General features: G+C 68.0%; 18 protein-coding genes. 14 read left to right on the plus strand and 4 right to left on the minus strand.

What is annotated here, in order from left to right; translation table 11 throughout:
• The first annotated feature begins 111 nt into the window (after positions 1 to 111).
• The 7 genes from cpaB (at position 112) to JOY29_RS05800 (ending at position 7,114) form a co-directional block, all read left to right on the plus strand.
• Positions 112 to 1,167, plus strand: coding sequence for a Flp pilus assembly protein CpaB (gene cpaB, locus JOY29_RS05770; protein ID WP_300975234.1), 1,056 nt, complete (start codon positions 112 to 114; stop codon positions 1,165 to 1,167).
• 1 nt (position 1,168) lies between these two features.
• On the plus strand, positions 1,169 to 2,635 hold the full coding sequence (locus tag JOY29_RS05775) for a type II and III secretion system protein family protein (RefSeq protein WP_300975235.1): 1,467 nt from the start codon (positions 1,169 to 1,171) through the stop codon (positions 2,633 to 2,635).
• Positions 2,636 to 2,661: 26 nt separating this feature from the next.
• On the plus strand, positions 2,662 to 3,297 hold the full coding sequence (locus JOY29_RS05780; RefSeq protein WP_300975236.1) for a CpaD family pilus assembly protein: 636 nt from the start codon (positions 2,662 to 2,664) through the stop codon (positions 3,295 to 3,297).
• A gap of 3 nt (positions 3,298 to 3,300) precedes the next feature.
• Positions 3,301 to 4,581 carry a pilus assembly protein CpaE gene (locus tag JOY29_RS05785; protein ID WP_300975237.1) on the plus strand — a complete coding sequence of 427 codons (1,281 nt, stop codon included), beginning with the start codon at positions 3,301 to 3,303 and terminating at the stop codon, positions 4,579 to 4,581.
• 46 nt (positions 4,582 to 4,627) lie between these two features.
• A complete protein-coding gene (locus JOY29_RS05790; RefSeq protein WP_300975238.1) occupies positions 4,628 to 5,602 on the plus strand; it encodes a type II secretion system F family protein in 975 nt (324 codons plus the stop codon).
• Positions 5,603 to 5,617: 15 nt separating this feature from the next.
• Complete coding sequence (locus JOY29_RS05795; RefSeq protein WP_300975239.1) at positions 5,618 to 6,619, plus strand: type II secretion system F family protein; 1,002 nt, start codon at positions 5,618 to 5,620, stop codon at positions 6,617 to 6,619.
• Between the two features lie 114 nt (positions 6,620 to 6,733).
• Positions 6,734 to 7,114 (plus strand): hypothetical protein, encoded by a 381-nt coding sequence (locus JOY29_RS05800; RefSeq protein WP_300975240.1) that lies wholly within the window; start codon positions 6,734 to 6,736, stop codon positions 7,112 to 7,114.
• Between the two features lie 109 nt (positions 7,115 to 7,223).
• On the opposite strand, the gene glyS is transcribed toward JOY29_RS05800, so the two are convergent.
• Together glyS and JOY29_RS05810 are read right to left on the minus strand one after the other, a co-directional pair.
• Entirely contained in the window at positions 7,224 to 9,344 is a 2,121-nt protein-coding gene (gene glyS, locus JOY29_RS05805; RefSeq protein ID WP_300975241.1) for a glycine--tRNA ligase subunit beta, read from the minus strand.
• The gene (locus tag JOY29_RS05810; RefSeq protein WP_300975242.1) at positions 9,341 to 10,204 is read right to left on the minus strand and encodes a glycine--tRNA ligase subunit alpha; all 864 of its coding nucleotides are present in this window, start codon (positions 10,202 to 10,204) and stop codon (positions 9,341 to 9,343) included. Before JOY29_RS05810 ends, glyS begins: the two co-directional genes overlap by 4 nt.
• 84 nt (positions 10,205 to 10,288) lie before the next feature.
• Here JOY29_RS05810 and JOY29_RS05815 point away from each other — a divergent pair, with 84 nt between their 5' ends.
• The 6 genes from JOY29_RS05815 (at position 10,289) to rsmD (ending at position 14,643) form a co-directional block, all read left to right on the plus strand.
• Positions 10,289 to 11,185, plus strand: coding sequence for a TraB/GumN family protein (locus tag JOY29_RS05815; protein ID WP_300975243.1), 897 nt, complete (start codon positions 10,289 to 10,291; stop codon positions 11,183 to 11,185).
• A gap of 185 nt (positions 11,186 to 11,370) precedes the next feature.
• Entirely contained in the window at positions 11,371 to 12,105 is a 735-nt protein-coding gene (locus JOY29_RS05820; protein WP_300975244.1) for a TraB/GumN family protein, read from the plus strand.
• Positions 12,106 to 12,392: 287 nt separating this feature from the next.
• Positions 12,393 to 12,587, plus strand: a complete 195-nt coding sequence (locus JOY29_RS05825) for a helix-turn-helix transcriptional regulator (RefSeq protein ID WP_300975245.1) — start codon at positions 12,393 to 12,395, stop codon at positions 12,585 to 12,587.
• Positions 12,574 to 12,999 (plus strand): hypothetical protein, encoded by a 426-nt coding sequence (locus tag JOY29_RS05830; RefSeq protein WP_300975246.1) that lies wholly within the window; start codon positions 12,574 to 12,576, stop codon positions 12,997 to 12,999. Before JOY29_RS05825 ends, JOY29_RS05830 begins: the two co-directional genes overlap by 14 nt.
• Before the next feature lie 32 nt (positions 13,000 to 13,031).
• Positions 13,032 to 13,955, plus strand: coding sequence for a TraB/GumN family protein (locus JOY29_RS05835; protein WP_300975247.1), 924 nt, complete (start codon positions 13,032 to 13,034; stop codon positions 13,953 to 13,955).
• Positions 13,956 to 14,109: 154 nt separating this feature from the next.
• Entirely contained in the window at positions 14,110 to 14,643 is a 534-nt protein-coding gene (gene rsmD, locus JOY29_RS05840; RefSeq protein ID WP_300975248.1) for a 16S rRNA (guanine(966)-N(2))-methyltransferase RsmD, read from the plus strand.
• A gap of 6 nt (positions 14,644 to 14,649) precedes the next feature.
• Here rsmD and JOY29_RS05845 read toward each other — a convergent pair whose 3' ends face one another.
• Together JOY29_RS05845 and JOY29_RS05850 are read right to left on the minus strand one after the other, a co-directional pair.
• Positions 14,650 to 15,048 (minus strand): hypothetical protein, encoded by a 399-nt coding sequence (locus JOY29_RS05845; RefSeq protein ID WP_300975249.1) that lies wholly within the window; start codon positions 15,046 to 15,048, stop codon positions 14,650 to 14,652.
• Between the two features lie 19 nt (positions 15,049 to 15,067).
• On the minus strand, positions 15,068 to 15,658 hold the full coding sequence (locus JOY29_RS05850) for an SOS response-associated peptidase (RefSeq protein ID WP_300975250.1): 591 nt from the start codon (positions 15,656 to 15,658) through the stop codon (positions 15,068 to 15,070).
• 148 nt (positions 15,659 to 15,806) lie between these two features.
• Here JOY29_RS05850 and JOY29_RS05855 point away from each other — a divergent pair, with 148 nt between their 5' ends.
• Positions 15,807 to 16,121, plus strand: coding sequence for a glycine zipper 2TM domain-containing protein (locus JOY29_RS05855; protein WP_300975251.1), 315 nt, complete (start codon positions 15,807 to 15,809; stop codon positions 16,119 to 16,121).
• Positions 16,122 to 16,197 lie beyond the last annotated feature (76 nt).

A 16,197-nucleotide genomic window follows, 5' to 3' on the forward strand; every position in this document is an offset into this window, starting at 1 on the left:
CGATTGAGCCGGCGCGCCGGAAGTTCGCCGAACCATATCTTAACCATTTTGGCGGATTGGTTCGGCGTTCGAATTATTTCCTACGGTTGTGAGGAAGGGGCGGGTGTCGCCATGGATGTGAAGAAGATTGCGCTTCTGGTCGGAGCGTTGCTGGTCGCGGCGGTTACCGCCGTTATGGCCAAGAATATGTTCACCGGCGCGTCGGCGCCCGAGGCCCAGGCGGCCGCAGTGCCGGCTGGTCCGAAGATCCTGGTGGCGCGCAAGCCGCTCCCGGTCGGTGCGATGGTGGATGCGGAAAGCTTCGCCTTCCAGCCCTGGCCGGCCGAGCTGATGCAGCAGACCTATTTCTCGGAAGGCGGCCCCGATGCCGACATGCAGAAGATGATCGGCATGGTCGTCCGCAATCCGATTACCGCCGGCCAGCCGCTCACCCGCGGTTCGCTCGTCGGCCCGCAGGACCGCGGCTTCCTCGCCGCGGCGCTGAGCCCGGGCATGCGCGCCGTCACGGTTCCGGTCAACGACATCAGCGGTGTCGCCGGCTTCATCTTCCCGGGCGACCGGGTCGACATGGTGCTGACCCAGACCGTGACCGGTGGCGGCGACGGTCCGCCGCTCAAGGTCTCCGAGACGATCATCCGCAACCTTCGCGTTCTCGCGACCGACCAGGCGATCGACCGCAACGGCGAGGACGGCAAGCCGGTCGTCAAGAGCTTCGGCAAGGTCACCTTCGAGGTTACCCCCAAGCTCGCCGAGAAGATCGCCGTGGCGCAGAGCCTCGGCACGATCAGCCTCACCCTGCGCAGCCTTGCCGACAGCCAGGCCGAGCTGGAGCGTCTGGTCGCCAGCGGCCAGGTCAAGGTTCCGGCCGGCGCCAATCCGGCGGAAGAGCGCAAGATGCTGCTGGCGATTGCCAACCAGCCGATCGACAATGCGCCGACCTTCGCCACCGGCGGTGACGTGTCGCGCTTCCAGCGCCGCACCGTCCCTGCCCGCGGGCAGGACAAGGCGGGCGAGGCGCTTGCCGCCGTCGGTCGCATGACCGGCGAGATGGTCCGCGCCGCGCAGGGCGGTGCTCCGGCCGGCCAGGCTGGCGGCGCGCCGTCTGGCCCGGTGGTCCGGGTCGCCCGCGGCAACAATGTCAGCTTCGTTCCTGTGGGGGCTCGCTAAGATGAGCAAGGTACATCACACCATGGGGCGGGTGGCTTCGGCCCTGGCCGCCCTGGCCCTCGGCGCCTCGGCGCTGAGCCTGGCCGCCACGCCCGCCGCCGCGCAGCCGATGGCCGCGCGTCCGTCGGAAACCCTCAACCTGTCGGTCGGGACCGGCACCCTGGTCCGGCTGTCGGCACCGATGAGCGACCTGTTCATCGCCAACGACGCCATCGCCGACGTCCAGGTGCGCTCGAACAACCAGCTCTATGTGTTCGGCAAGGGCCGGGGCGAGACGACGGTCTATGCGACCGACAAGTCGGGCCGGGTGGTCTATGCCGCCAACGTCCGTGTCGGCAACAACATCAGCTCGCTCGACGAGATGCTTCGGGCGGCCATGCCTGAGGCGCAGATCCAGGCGACTCCGATGAACAACCTGCTGCTGCTCACCGGCACCGTCGCCTCGCCCGAGGATGCCGCCGAGGCGCAGCGCCTGGTCCAGGCCTATGTCGGCGACGGCACGCAGGTGGTCAGCCGGGTGCGCTCGGCGGTCCCGCTGCAGGTCAACCTCAAGGTCCGCATCGCGGAGGTCAATCGCTCGGCGCTCAAGCAGGTCGGCGTGAACCTGCTGTCGTTCGACCGCACCAGCGGCTTCCAGTTCGGAATCGGCCAGGGCGACCCCGGCACCAATAATGCCAGCGGCAAGAACTTCCGGGTCGGCAGCATCGGCACCACGATCGCGGCCGGCGGCAAGCTGTTCGGCCTCGACCTGCTCGGGACGCTCGATCTCCTCGCTTCGGACGGCCTCGCGGCGACGCTTGCCGAGCCCAACCTGACCGCTCTGTCGGGCGAAACCGCAAGCTTCCTCGCGGGCGGCGAATTCCCCATTCCGATCAGCCAGGGCGTCGGCGGCGCGATCAGCGTCGAATACAAGCAATATGGCGTTGGCCTCGCTTTCACCCCGGTCGTTCTGGCCGACGGCCGCATCTCGATGCGCGTCCGTCCGGAAGTGAGCGAACTGAGCACCGAAGGCGCGCTGCGGCTCAATGGCTATGACGTTCCGGCCATCACCACCCGGCGCGCCGAGACGACGGTCGAACTCGGTTCGGGCCAGAGCTTCATGCTCGCCGGCCTGCTCCGCACCAACAGCCGCACGACGATCGAGAAGGCGCCGTTCCTCGGCGACCTGCCGATCCTCGGCACGCTGTTCCGGTCGAACAACTATCGCCGGGCGGAAACCGAGCTGGTGATCATCGTCACTCCGTATCTGGTGCGTCCGACCAACGGACCGCTGCCGACCCCGGTCGACGGCTACCGAATCGTTCGGGACGGCACGCTGACCTGGGAAGGCCAGAGCTACAACGGCGTCTCGGGCCCGCGCCCGGTCGCCGTCCAGCCGGCGCCTGGCGTGTCGGTCGGGGCCGCCGGTGCGCCGGCCGCAGCGGCCAGCCCGCCGGCGGCCCTGCCCGCCCCCGGGTTCAAGCTGTGAGCGCCCCCGAGCACAAGGAAAGAACCATGAAGAAGCAACTCTCCTTCCTGCTCCTCGCTTCGGCATCCCTCGCCGGGTGCCAGGTCCATCGTGGCGCCGATGAGCCCGCCCGCGGTCTCGTCCCGGTCAACCAGCCGGTCGTCGCGCGAGCCGATTACGTGTTCGACGCCGCAGCTCCGGCCGGCAGCCTCGATCCCAACGAGGCTGCACGCCTGGACGGCTGGTTTCGCGGGCTCGAGCTCGGCTACGGCGACGTGATCAGCGTCGATGGTGCCGACTCCTCCGCTGCCCGTGCCGACGTCGCCCGGGTCGCCTCGCGCTACGGAATGCTCGTGTCGGACGGCGCTCCGGTCACTGCCGGCGCGATCCCGCCGGGCGCGGTCCGGGTGGTGGTCAGCCGCACCCGCGCCAGCGTGCCCGGCTGCCCGAACTGGTCCAAGCCGAGCAATCCCAATTACAACAACGAGCAGATGAGCAACTACGGCTGTGCCGTGAACGGTGCGCTCGCCGCAATGGTCGCCAATCCGGCGGATCTGGTCAGCGGTCGCGAAGGCGGCCTGGCCGATCCGGCTCTCGGTAATCGAGCGATCCAGTCCTACCGCTCCAAGCCGCAGACCGGCGAAGGCGGTCTCAAAGAAGTCTCCAGCAAGTCGGGGGGTTAATCGATGAACGCGCCGTTTCAAGCTCGCGCAGGTCTGCGCGATCCGTTCACTGCCTTCGTCTGCGACGATGCGACGGCGGACATGCTCCGGCCGGTCGCGGTCGAGCATGGCTGGAGCCCGGAGAAGGTCAACAAGGGCGGTCTGCGCAATGCCGTGCAGTCGCTGTCCGTCTCGGCCTCGCCGAACATCCTGTTCGTCGATCTGAGCGAGTCGGCCGATCCGCTCAACGACATCAACGCGCTGGCGGAAGTCTGCGAGCCCGGCACGATCGTGATCGCCGCGGGCGCCGTGAACGACGTCCGTCTCTATCGCGACCTGCTGGCGAGCGGCATCCACGACTATCTGCTGAAGCCGTTCAACGTCGACCAGCTGCGTGACACCTTCGCCAATGCCCAGATGATCCTGTCGGGTCCGCGGGGCGAGGCGCAGGCCGACAAGCCGCACATCATGACCGCGGTGATCGGCGTGCGCGGCGGCGTCGGTGCCTCGACGGTTTCGACCAGCCTCGCCTGGATGCTCGGTGCCCGGGCGCAGCGCTCGACCGCCCTGCTCGACCTCGACATCCACTTCGGGACCGGCGCCCTCGCGCTCGACCTGGAGCCGGGCCGCGGCCTGACCGACGCGATCGAGAATCCGAGCCGCATCGACGGCCTGTTCATCGAGCGCGCCATGGTCCGCTGCAACGAGCGGCTTTCGGTCCTCTCGGCCGAAGCGCCGATCAACCAGCCGCTGATTACCGACGGCACCGCCTTCTTCCAGCTCCAGGAGGAGATGAAGAATGCCTTCGAGTCGACCGTCTGCGACCTCCCGCGGCACATGCTCATCCAGTACCCGCACATGGTCCACGACGCCCATGTCGCGGTGGTGGTGTGCGAGCTGACCCTGGCGGCAACGCGCGACACCATCCGCATTCTCGCCTGGCTGAAGAGCAATGCGCCGCAGACCAAGGTCATTGTGGTTGCCAACCGCGTCCCGTCGGGCGGCGCGCTGGAGATCAGTCGCAAGGACTTCGAGCAGTCGATCGAACGCAAGGTCGACGTGTTGATCGGCGAGGACGGCAAGACCGCCGCGCAGGCCGCCAAGCTCGGCAAGCCGGTGGCGGAAGTCGCCAGCGGCAAGTCGGCGGCGCCTTATACCCAGCTGTGCAACATGGTGCTGAGCCATGCCACCGAAGATGGCGCGGGCGAACCGCAAAAGTCGTCGGCGGCGCCGGCCGGGGGCAAGAATTTGGTCAACAGCCTGAAGTCGATGCTGGCGAAGAACCCGAAGGCGGCGGCCGCCTGAGCGCGGCCGTCACCCTCAACGTGACGCGAAGATAAGGGAACGGCGAATGTCCATGACGCTTCTGCTGCTCGGCCTCGGCCTCGTCGGGACGCTGGCGCTCGCCTTCATCGCCCTCTCCGGCCAGAGCGCAAGCAAGGCGACCAAGCGGCGCCTCGAACTGATCAAGGAGCGGCATGCCGAGGGCACGCTGGCGGCCAGCGCCAACGCGCAGATCCGCAAGCTCTTCGCCAATCGCAACAGCAAGGTCGAAGGCTGGTTCTCGACCCTTGTGCCGAAACCCGCGCTGATGCGCCTGCGGCTCGACAAGACTGGCCGCAACATCACCCTTGGGCGCTATGCGATGACCAGCGTCGGTCTGGCCTTGGCGATCGTCGCCGGCATGACTTCCCAGGGCGCGCCGTTCACCCTTGCCCTGCTGTTCAGCCTGTTCGTCGGCATCGGCCTGCCGCACCTGGTCGTCGGGCGGATGATCTCGGGTCGTCTCAAGGCCTTCAACGCCAACTTCCCCGACGCCATCGAACTGATGGTGCGCGGCCTTCGTTCGGGTCTTCCGATCACCGAAACGCTGGGCGTCGTGGCCAGCGAGATCGGCGGGCCGGTCGGGATCGAATTCCGCTCGGTCAGCGACAAGATGAAGATCGGCCGGACGATGGAAGCGGCGCTCCAGGATGTCGCCGACCGCCTCGGAACGCCCGAATTTCAGTTCTTCGTCATCACGCTGGCGATCCAGCGCGAAACCGGCGGCAACCTTGCCGAGACGCTCAGCAATCTCGCCGACGTGCTCCGCAAGCGTGCGCAGATGAAGCTGAAGATCAAGGCGATGAGCTCGGAAGCCAAGGCTTCGGCGATGATCGTCGGCGCCCTGCCCTTCATCGTGTTCACGCTCGTCTACATGCTGAACCCCAATTACATGGGCGGCTTCTTCTCCGAGGAGCGGCTGATCGTGGCGGGGCTTGGCGCCCTCGTCTGGATGGGCATCGGCGTCGCAATCATGGCCAAGATGGTCAACTTCGAGATCTAAGGGGCTATCAGCATCATGGAACCCGCAGTCTCTTCCGGGCCTACCCTTCTCGGCGTCGACGTCATCTGGGTCGCGACCTTGCTCACTGCGGTCGCAACCATGGCGGTGCTGATCGCCATCTACGCGGCGACCACCGTGCGCGACCCGATGGCGCGTCGCGTCAAGGCGCTCAACGAGCGGCGCGAGCAGCTCAAGGCCGGCATCGTCGCCTCGACCAACAAGCGCAAGAAGCTGACCAACAAGAACCAGGCGGCCGACAAGGTCCGCGGGATCCTGTCCAGCTTCAAGATGGTCCAGGACAGCCAGCTCCAGGAAATCCAGACCAAGCTGCTACAGGCCGGCATTCGCACCAAGGACCTCGCCTTCTTCATCATCTTCGGCCGGCTGATCATGCCGATCGTGCTGGGTACCGGGGCGATCCTCGCGGTCTATGTCTTCGACAGCTTTCCCGAATGGGGCGCGTTCAAGAAATATGCGCTGGTCGCCGGTACCCTGATCGGCTCCTACAAGGCGCCCGACCTGTGGCTGAAGAACCGCATCCAGAAGCGCAGCCACGCCATTCGCAAGGGCCTTCCCGACGCGCTCGACCTGCTGGTGATCTGCGCCGAGGCCGGCCTTACCGTCGACGCCGCCTTCGGCCGCGTCGCCAAGGAACTGGGCAAGGCCTATCCGGAGCTGGGCGACGAGTTCGGCCTGACCGCGATCGAACTGGGCTTCCTCAACGAGCGGCGCATGGCGTTCGACAACCTCGCCAACCGCGTCGACCTCGAAGCGGTGCGCGGCGTGGTCACGACCATGATCCAGACCGAGAAGTACGGCACTCCGCTGGCCTCCGCCCTGCGCGTGCTGTCGGCCGAATTCCGCAACGAGCGCATGATGCGCGCCGAGGAGAAGGCTGCCAGGCTTCCGGCGATCATGACCGTGCCGCTCATCCTGTTCATCCTTCCGGTGCTGTTCGTGGTCATCCTCGGACCCGCGGCCTGCAGCATCTCCGACAGCATGATCGGCGGCGGCTGAGCCCGCCCCCGACTGAAGTGGACGCGTAAACGGGAGGGCGGCCGTTGGGGAACCATCGGCCGCCCTTCTCGTATCTGTCGTTACGCGACACGAACTAAGACGAGAGGGACCGGCATGACCGTCTTCACCACCGACCAGTGGATCATCCTCGGCCTGGTCTTCCTGCTCGGCCTGCTGGTCGGCGCCTGGATGACCAGCGGCGGACGGCGCAAGTGGAAGACCCGCTACAATGAGGAAGTGACGGCGCGGAAGGCGCTGGAGACCAAGCACAACGAGCGTGAGGCCCATTGGTCGACGCGCGAGAAGGAGTGGCATGCCGAACAGGAGCGCCGCGAGGCCGCCATGCGCTCCGCCCCGCCGGTCGCCGCTGATCGCCGTGAGCCCTTCGTCGAGGACCGCATGCGCGACCGCCACCCCGACCAGCCCCGCCGCGACCTCGACCGCGACGGCGTGCCCGACCAGTACGACCGCCGTCCGCTGGACGACCGGCGGTAACGTCTCCCCTCCCGCGAGCGGGAGGGGTCGGGGGAGGGCTTGTCGGAAACAGCCCCTCCCCTCCGCCGCTTCGCGGCTCCTCCCCTCCCGCTAAGCGGGAGGGGGTTGTTTACCCCTCGATCTTCGAGAAATCCGCCACGCCGTGCACCGCATCGCGGAAGCGGGCGAGGAGGTTCAGGCGGCGGCGGCGGACGGCCTGATCGGAATCGTTGACCGTGACGGCATCGAAGAAGGCGTCGATCGGGCCGCGCAAGGAGGCGAGCGCCGCCATCGCGCCGCCGAACTCCTCCGCCTCGACGGCAGCGCGCGCCCGGGGTTCGGCCTCGTCCAGTGCAGCGACCAGCGCCCGCTCGGCTTCGGGCGCATCGGCCGGCATCGCGCTGCCCTGCGCCTGCTCCATGATCGCACGGGCCAGTTCCGGCTCCTCGTCGACCAGCACCAGCGGATCTTCCTCGCCCGTCTGCGGCATCCCCTGCTCGCCCCGGTCCGCCATCACCCGCGGCAGATCCCAATTCTCCTTCTTCAGGATATTGGCCGCCCGCTTGTAGCCGGCGAGGAGATTGGTCCCGTCCTGCCCTTCGACGAAGGACTGAAGCGCCGCGACGCGTGCCAGCAGGCGGACGAGATCATCCTCGCCCCCAAGCGCGAACACGGCGTCGATCAGGTCATGGCGGACCCCGGCCTCGCGCTGCTGGACCTTGAGGCGGTCGGCGAAGAAGTCGAGCAGCTCGCCCGACGCGACCGGCAGGCGGAGGCTGTTGGCCGTAATCAACTGGATGACGCCAAGCGCCGCGCGACGCAGTGCGAACGGGTCCTTGCTTCCGGTCGGCGGCATGCCGGCGTCGAAGAACTGCCGAAGCGTGTCGAGCTTGTCCGCCAGCGCCACCGCCACGGTGACCGGCGCAGTCGGCACCTCGTCGCCCTGCCCGACCGGCTTGTAATGATCCCGCACCGCCTCGGCGACCGCTTGCGGCTCGCCCTGCGCCCGCGCGAGATAGCCGCCGATCAGCCCCTGCAGCTCGGGAAATTCGCCGACCATGCCGGTGACGAGGTCGGCCTTGGCAAGTTCGGCGGCGCGGCGGGCGTGGTCGGGGCCGCAGTTCGGGACCACCGCCTCGATCGCCAGCCATTCGGCGAGGTCGGCGACGCGGCTGACCTTTTCGGCAACGGTGCCGAGCTTCTCGTGGAAGACGATTGCCTCAAGCTTCTTTGCTTGCTCCTCGAGCGGAATCTTGAGGTCCTGCTCCCAGAAGAAGCGCGCATCGCTGAGGCGCGCCGCAAGCACGCGCTGGTTGCCGGCGACGATCGCCGCGCCGCCGTCCGACGCCTCGATGTTGGCGGTGCAGATGAAGGCCGGGGCGAGCGCGCCGCTGCCGTCCTTCAGCACGAAATATTTCTGGTTGGTCCGCGCGGTCAGCTGGATAACCTCGGGCGGAACGTCGAGATAATCGGGGTCGAACCGGCCGATCAGGGGCACCGGCCATTCGGTGAGGCCGGCATTCTCGGCGACCAGCCCCTCGTCTTCGACCAGGGTCAGCCCGGCCTCGGCGGCGAGCGCCTGGGCGCGGTCGCGGATGATGGCGGCGCGCTCGTCCGGATCGACGATCACCCGGCAGGCACGCAGCTTCTCGGCATAGTCGTGCGCGCCACCGAGCGTGATCGGGCCCGGATGGTGGAAGCGGTGACCGACCGTGGTCACGCCGGCCGCGATGCCATCGACTTCGACCGGCACGATCTCCTCGCCAAGCAGAGCGACGATGCCCTGCAGCGGCCGGACCCAGCGCAGGCTGGCCGTCGATGCCGAGGGCGCGCCCCAGCGCATCGACTTGGGCCAGGGGAAGCCGCGAACGATCCGCTCGATCGCCGGCCCGAGCACGGCCGCGGTCGGCTGACCGGGCTTGTCGATCACGGCGAAGAAGACGCCGTCCCGCTCGACCAGTTGATCCCGGGGCAGCCCGGTCTTGCGCAGGAAGCCCTCCAGCGCTTGGCTCGGCGCCGACGAACGCGGCCCCTTGGTCTCTTCGCTCACCGCCGCCGTCGCCAGCGGCAGCCCGCGCGCGATCAGCCCGAGCCGGCGCGGCGTGGCGAAGGTCTCGATCGATTCCGCCCGCAGCCCGGCCGCCGTCAGTTCTTCCGCGAACAGCCGCGCAAGGTCGTTGCGCGCCCGCGCCTGCATGCGGGCGGGGATCTCTTCCGAGCGAAGCTCGAGCAGGAAGTCGGCCGCGCTCACTTGGCGTTCTCCAGCCAGGCGCCGCATGCGGCCTTCGCCAGGTCCCGCACCCGGCCGATATAGGCCTGCCGCTCGGCGACCGAGATGACGCCGCGCGCCTGCAAGGTGTTGAAGATGTGGCTGGCCTTGATCGCCTGCTCGTAAGCGGGGATGGCGAGCTTGCGGTCGAGGCAGTTCTGGCACTCTTCCGAGGCCTTGCGGAAGGCGTCGAACAGCCGCTCGGTCCCGGCCACCTCGAAGTTCCACTCGCTCATCTGGCGTTCGTTCGACAGGAAGACGTCACCATAGGTTACGCCCTCCTTGTTGAACTTGAGGTCGAACACATTGTCGACGCCCTGGATGTACATGGCCAGCCGCTCGAGCCCGTAGGTGAGTTCGCCCGCGACCGGCGTGCAATCATATCCGCCGACCTGCTGGAAATAGGTGAACTGGGTCACCTCCATGCCGTCGCACCAGACTTCCCAGCCGAGGCCCCAGGCGCCGAGCGTCGGGCTTTCCCAATCGTCCTCGACGAAGCGGATGTCATGGGCGGCCGTGTCGATGCCGATGGCGGTCAGGCTGTCGAGGTAGAGCTGCTGGAGGTCCGGCGGGCTCGGCTTCAGCATGACCTGATACTGGTAATAGGCACCGAGCCGGTTCGGGTTCTCGCCATAACGGCCGTCGGTCGGGCGGCGGCAGGGCTGGACGTAGGCGCACTTCCACGGGTCGGGGCCGAGCGCGCGCAGCACCGTCGCCGGATGGAAGGTGCCGGCCCCCATCTCCATGTCGTAGGGCTGCAGGATGAGGCAGCCCTTGTCCGACCAGTAATGGTGGAGGGTCAGGATCAGGTCCTGGAAGCTCAGCGCGCCCGTGTTGCTCATGGCCCGCGGCCATAGTCGCCCTGCTGGCGGGGGGGCAAGCGGCTCCCTACATGCCAGCCACAGGCGGGTGAGGAGCAAGCGTCGATGGCAGTGGGTTGGTTCAGGAAGGGTCTCGCCGCGCTCGGCCTGATCGCGGCCGGCGGAATGGCGGCCGAGGCGAAGGTCCCGGCCGCGCCGCGCCCCGCGCTGTGGAAGGTCGCCGACCGTGACACGACCGTCTACCTGTTCGGCACCATTCACCTGCTTCCACGGGGCTTTTCCTGGCGCAGCGCCGTGCTCGACCGCGCCGCGCGCGAGGCGCAGGGGCTGGTGGTCGAGACCATCGTCGATCCGGCCAACCCCGCCCCGCTTGCCGAGGCGATGATGCGGCTCGGCGTCTCGCCGGGCCTGCAGCCGGTCATGCAGCGTGTTCCGGCGGCCAAGCGCCCGGCGCTCGCCAGCGCGATCGCCAAGAGCGGTGCGCAGCCGGCCGCGCTCGACCGGCTGGAGACCTGGGCCGTGGCCCTGGCGCTGCTCGGACCCCAGTTCAGCGCAATGGGGCTGCAGCAGGACGAGGGCGTCGAGATGGCGCTGAAACGCGACTTCACCGCGGCCGGAAAGCCGATCGGCCAGCTCGAAACCAACGCCGAGCAACTGGGCTTCTTCGACGTCCTGCCCGAAAGCGCGCAGCGCAAGCTGCTTGAGGGCGCGATCGAGCGGCCGGAGGAAGTGCGCGGCCAGTTCGATTCCATGCTCGCCGCCTGGGCGCGCGGCGACGTCCGGGCGATCGCCCGCACCTTCAACGCCGACATGTCGGGCAGTCCGGAGATGGGCGAACTGCTGCTCAAGCGCCGCAACGAGAACTGGACCCGCTGGATCGAGGGCCGGCTGCAGCAGCCGGGATCGGTGCTGGTGGCCGTCGGCGCGGGCCACCTGGCGGGGCCGGACTCGGTCCAGGCCATGCTCGAGAAGCGTGGCTTCAAAGTCACTCGGGTCCAGTGATTTCCTCACGCCTGTCAAGGCGTTGACAGGATTTTAAGCACTCGCGACACATAAGGTCACTTGCAGTGGCCGGGGGGGTCGCGATGGACGTTAGGGGTTGGGCGCGCTGCGTCCGCCGGGCAATTCTGGCCGTCTCGGGCCTGGCGCTGTTTTCTGCTGGCCAGGCCTCCGCTGAACTACCCGTGATGGCCGCCGCGACGGCCGCCCCGCTGCATGATTCCACGGCCTGCGCCCGCCCCGCCTTGTGGGTGGTCAGCGACTCCGACACGACCATCTACCTGTTCGGCACCATCCACACCCATGACGGCCGCGCCCACTGGTTCGATCATGCAGTCCGCCGCGCCTTCGACGCCTCGGACGAACTGGTGCTGGAAACCCTGCTCCCGGCCTCGCTGCCCAAGGTTCAGGTGCCGGCGACCGGCGGGCTGGCCGTCGCCCGGGCGACCATCGGCGCCGCCCGCAATCTTGGCATGAGCGTCCAGTTCGGCGCCGACCAGGTGCTCCACCGCGCCGCCGACGCCTCGGGCAAGCCGATCATCGGCCTCGAGAGCTTCGCCGCGCAGCTCGACATGTACCGCAGCCTGCCCTCGCCCGCTCGGCCAGCGGCGGCCGCCGGTCCGGCCAGCACCGCGGCGCCCGACCCGGCGCTCGCACCGTTCCTGCGGTCGCTGGTCGACAGCTGGAACCGCGGCGATCCCGCCACCATCACGGCCGTGATCGGCGAAGTACGCCGCCAGTCGCCGGAAACCTACCGCCGCCTGTTCACGGACCGCAATGCGGCATGGGCGAAGTGGATCGAGGTTCGCCTCGCCCGCCCGGGCACCGCCTTCGTCGCCGTCGGCACCGGCCATCTCGTCGGCGACGACAGCGTGCAATCGCGCCTCGCGCAAGCCGGCATCCGCAGCGCCCGCGTCAACTAAGCCTCACCTTTCGTCAGCCTTGCCCGACAGTCTGTCAGGGTCGCTTGACTTCCGCACGACTCGCCTGTATGTAAGGTGACCATGACAAGAAGTCAGACACCCACGACAACGACAAAGCGGCGGCGCAGCGCCCTTGCGGCAGGCGCCATCCTTTTGTTCGCGGCTGGCGCATCCCCGTTGCTGCTGGGCTGGGGAGCAGAGCCGGAGGCCGATTCCTGGTCGATCGGCGGCAAGGCAGGCACGGCGATCGCCGTCCCCTTGCTTCTCGTTTCAGCGGGGATGCAGCCATGAACAACCGGCTTCGCGTGCTGCGCGCCGAACGGGGCTGGAGCCAGGCCGAGCTCGGCGGCCGCCTTGGGGTATCGCGCCAGGCCGTCAACGCCATCGAAACCGGCAAGTACGACCCGAGCCTTCCGCTCGCCTTCAAGCTTGCCCGCCTGTTCGACCTCAGGATCGAGGAAATCTTCCATGACGAGCAGTAACGAACTCTCCGGCGAGCGCCGCCTGAAGGAGCGCGAGCGGAAGATCTGGGCGATCAAGGGCGGCCTGTTCGTGATCGGCCTCGTGACCGGCGGCATCGTCGGCTACCTGGCCGGCGAACAGGGCTTCGCGAGCGACGCCAAATGGCCGACCGGCCTCTCCATCGCGCTCGTGGTCACCTACCTGAGCGCGATCGGCATCGGCTCATGGCTGCTGCGCGAATTGTGCGACGAGGTCGAGAAGCAGCTCCAGTACAAGGCGGTCGCCGCCGCCGGCATCTTCTACGTGCTCGCCTATCCGGTCTGGTTCGTGCTGTGGAAGGGCAGCCTCCTGCCCGAACCCGACCATGTGCAGCTGTTCGTCAGCTTCTACCTGGTGCTCACCGGCAGCTACCTCTTCTACCGTTTCCGTTGACCGAAATTATTTACAACAGGAGCCCGAAACCCATGCGAAAGACCATCCGGACCGCCCTTCTCGCGGCCACCTTCCTGCTGTCGCCGCCGGCCCTTGCCCAGGCGCAGTCCGCCGCTTCCGCCCCGGCGTCGGCCGCCGCCAAGCTGCCCGACACCGACCCTGCCCTGTGGGTCGTGAAGGACGCCGACACGACCATCTACCTGTTCGGCACCTTCCACGCGCTGGATGGCAAGACCGACTGGTTCAACGACGAGGTGAAGGCCGCCTTCGACCGCTCGAGCAAGGTCTATTTCGAAATCCTGAAGCCCGAAGATTCGGCGGTCGCGCCGCTGGTCCAGAAATATTGGGTGGCCACCGACGGGAAGCCGCTGTCGTCCAAGCTCAGCGACAAGGGCCGCAAGGACCTCGCCGATGCGCTCGCCGATCTTGGCGCACCGCCGACCGCGCTGGAGTCGCTGAAGCCCTTCGCGGCGTCCATGGCGCTCGCGGCGCTCGGCGCGCAGAAGGTCGGCAAGACCGGCGAACAGGGTGCCGAGGCGGTCATCACCGCCGCCGCCAAGCAGGCAGGCAAGCCGGTCGATCAGCTCGAGACGCTCGAATTTCAGTTCCAGCTGTTCGACAATCTGTCGGAAGCCGAGCAGATCCGCATGCTCGAATATAGCGCCGCCACCATCAAGGACATGGATGCCCTCTTCGCCAGGATGACCAAGGCGTGGAACGACGGCGATGCCGATGGCCTCGCGGCGATGATGAACGAGATGCAGACCCAGAGCCCGGCAATGCACGACCTGCTGCTGATCAGCCGCAACAAGACCTGGGCCAGCTGGATCGAGAACCGCCTGAAGGAGCCCGGCACCGTGTTCATCGCCGTGGGCGCCGGCCACCTCGCCGGCAAGGACAGCGTGCAGGACATCCTCGCGCAGCGGAAGGTCGCCAGCCAGCGGATCAAATACTGATCTGAAGCCTCGTCTTTCCGGCGGAGGCCGGGACCTCGGGAGGCGATAGCGCCCACTCGCCTGAGGTCCCGGCCTGCGCCGGAAAGACGCAAGCACCATCGTCCCTCGACTTCGCTCGGGACTAAGGCACCTTTCGGCGCTAGATCCGCCATCCATGAGGATCATTGCCGGCAAATGGCGGGGCCGCACCATTGCGGCTCCGCCTTCGCTTTCCACCAGGCCGACCGCCGACCGCACCCGCGAGACGCTCTTTTCGATGCTGGTCAGCCGGCTCGGCAGCTTCGAGGAGCTGCGCGTCGCCGACCTGTTCGCAGGAAGCGGCGCACTGGCCTTCGAAGCCCTGTCGCGCGGCGCCGCCCACGCCACCCTGGTCGAGACCGATGCTGCGGCGCGGCGGGCGATCGCCGCCAATGCGGGTAAGCTGGGGGCCGAGGTCGAGCTGCTCGCCTCCTCGGCGCTCCGGCTGCCGGCCGCCGCCAGGCCCTATGACCTCATCCTCGCCGACCCGCCCTATGCGCCGGGCTCCGGCGAAGCGGTCCGCGCGGCGGTCGAGGCGGCCGGCTGGTTGGCGCCCGGCGGCTGGCTGGCGATCGAAACCGAGCGCGGCGACAAGGTAACGGCCGGCAGCCTCACCCTCGATGCCGAACGCGACACCGGCCGCGCCCGACTGACCCTGCTCCGGGGCTAGCGGTCGCTACTTGAGGGACTTGGGCTGCGGCTTGGCCGGGGCCGGTGCCGCGTCTGCCTTCTTCGCCCCGCCGCTGCCGAGCTCCTTCAGCAATCGTGCGCCGATCGCCGCGGCGGCGGCCTTGCCGGCCTTCCTCGCGCTGTCGGCCGACTTGACCGCCGCCGGATCGCGGGCGCCCGCCTCCGCGACGGCCGCCACCGCCGCCAGCGCACCCGCCGCCAGCAGTTCGGAGACGAGCGGATGATCGGCGAGGCGGGACAGGGCTTCGAGCGGATGCGGACGCGAGATCTCGGCCTTGTGAGCGGCCTTCTTGCCGCCCTTCTTCTCGGCCTTAATTTTCTTCGGCTTGGTCGCGTCGGGCCCGTCGCCCTTGCGGATCTTCTTCGGCTTCTTGTCCTTGGCCATTTGCTGATCCCCTGTTTCGTTACGGCATACGACGCATATCGGCATCGGCATAGGGGACGGCAAGCGCGCAGGCGGTCGCCGTCTCGCTGTCGAGCCAGGTCGCGACGTCGGCCGGCCGCAGCATGACCGGCATCGCCTTGGGGTGGACCGCCCCTACGACCGTGTTGGGCTCGCAGGTGAGGAAAGCCATGTATGGCACCCCGCCCTCGCCCGGACGCCACAGCCCGGCAAAGGCGAACAAAGGCTCGGCCTCCTCGTGCAGCCCGAACCAGACCTTGCGCTTGGAGCCCTTTTCACCCTCCCATTCGCAGAAGCGGGTGACCGGCACCACGCACCGCCGGTCAGGCCGGTTGAGCGCGCTCCGCCAGAAGGGGCTGGCGAGGTTGCGGATGTTGGTCACCGGCCGCCCGCCGGCCGCCGCCGGTCCGGGGAAGCCCCATTCCATCAGCTCCAGCTTCAGTCCGCCGCCGGTATCGCGGCGAAGCACCGGCGCAGGCTTGCCGGGGTAGATCTCGCCGAACGGCGGCAGGTTGCCGCGATCACCCTCGAAGGCGCCGAACAGCCGCTTCATCTCGTCGACGCTGGCGGTCATGGAATAGAGATTGCACATTCTCTCGCGTCACCTCGTCGAAGCTCAGAACTCGTCTCGCCGTTAACGGCTTATCCCTCGCTTAACCCTTCCGACCATTGCGGGCCCGTTCAGGTTGAAAGGACCAGAACCCTACCAGCGATACCGCAACGAGACAGGAGAAGACGAGATGCGGAATTTGATGATGGCTGCCGCTGCAGCGACCCTGGCCGTCCCGGCAGCGACCCTGACCATGCCGACCGCCGCCGAGGCCAAGCAGCGCTATTATAGCGGCAAGACCTGGTACGACGGCCGCGGCCGCCTGCGCTGCAAGCGCAACAATGGCACCACCGGTTTGATCGTCGGCGCTGCCGGCGGTGCGCTGATCGGCCGTGCGATCGATACCCGCGGAAGCCGCGTGACCGGCACCATCGTCGGTGCCGCCGCCGGCGCCCTCCTCGGCCGCGAAGTCGAGCGCAGCCGCAAGCGTTACATCTGCCGCTAAGGCAAGGCCGCTCCCCCGCCCGTCGGCGGGGGAGCTATCCTAGTGTATTGACACTCTAGCACACCCTCCCTAGCCT

The organism is Sphingomonas sp. LHG3406-1 (assembly GCF_029637485.1).
Lineage (GTDB): Bacteria > Pseudomonadota > Alphaproteobacteria > Sphingomonadales > Sphingomonadaceae > Sphingomicrobium.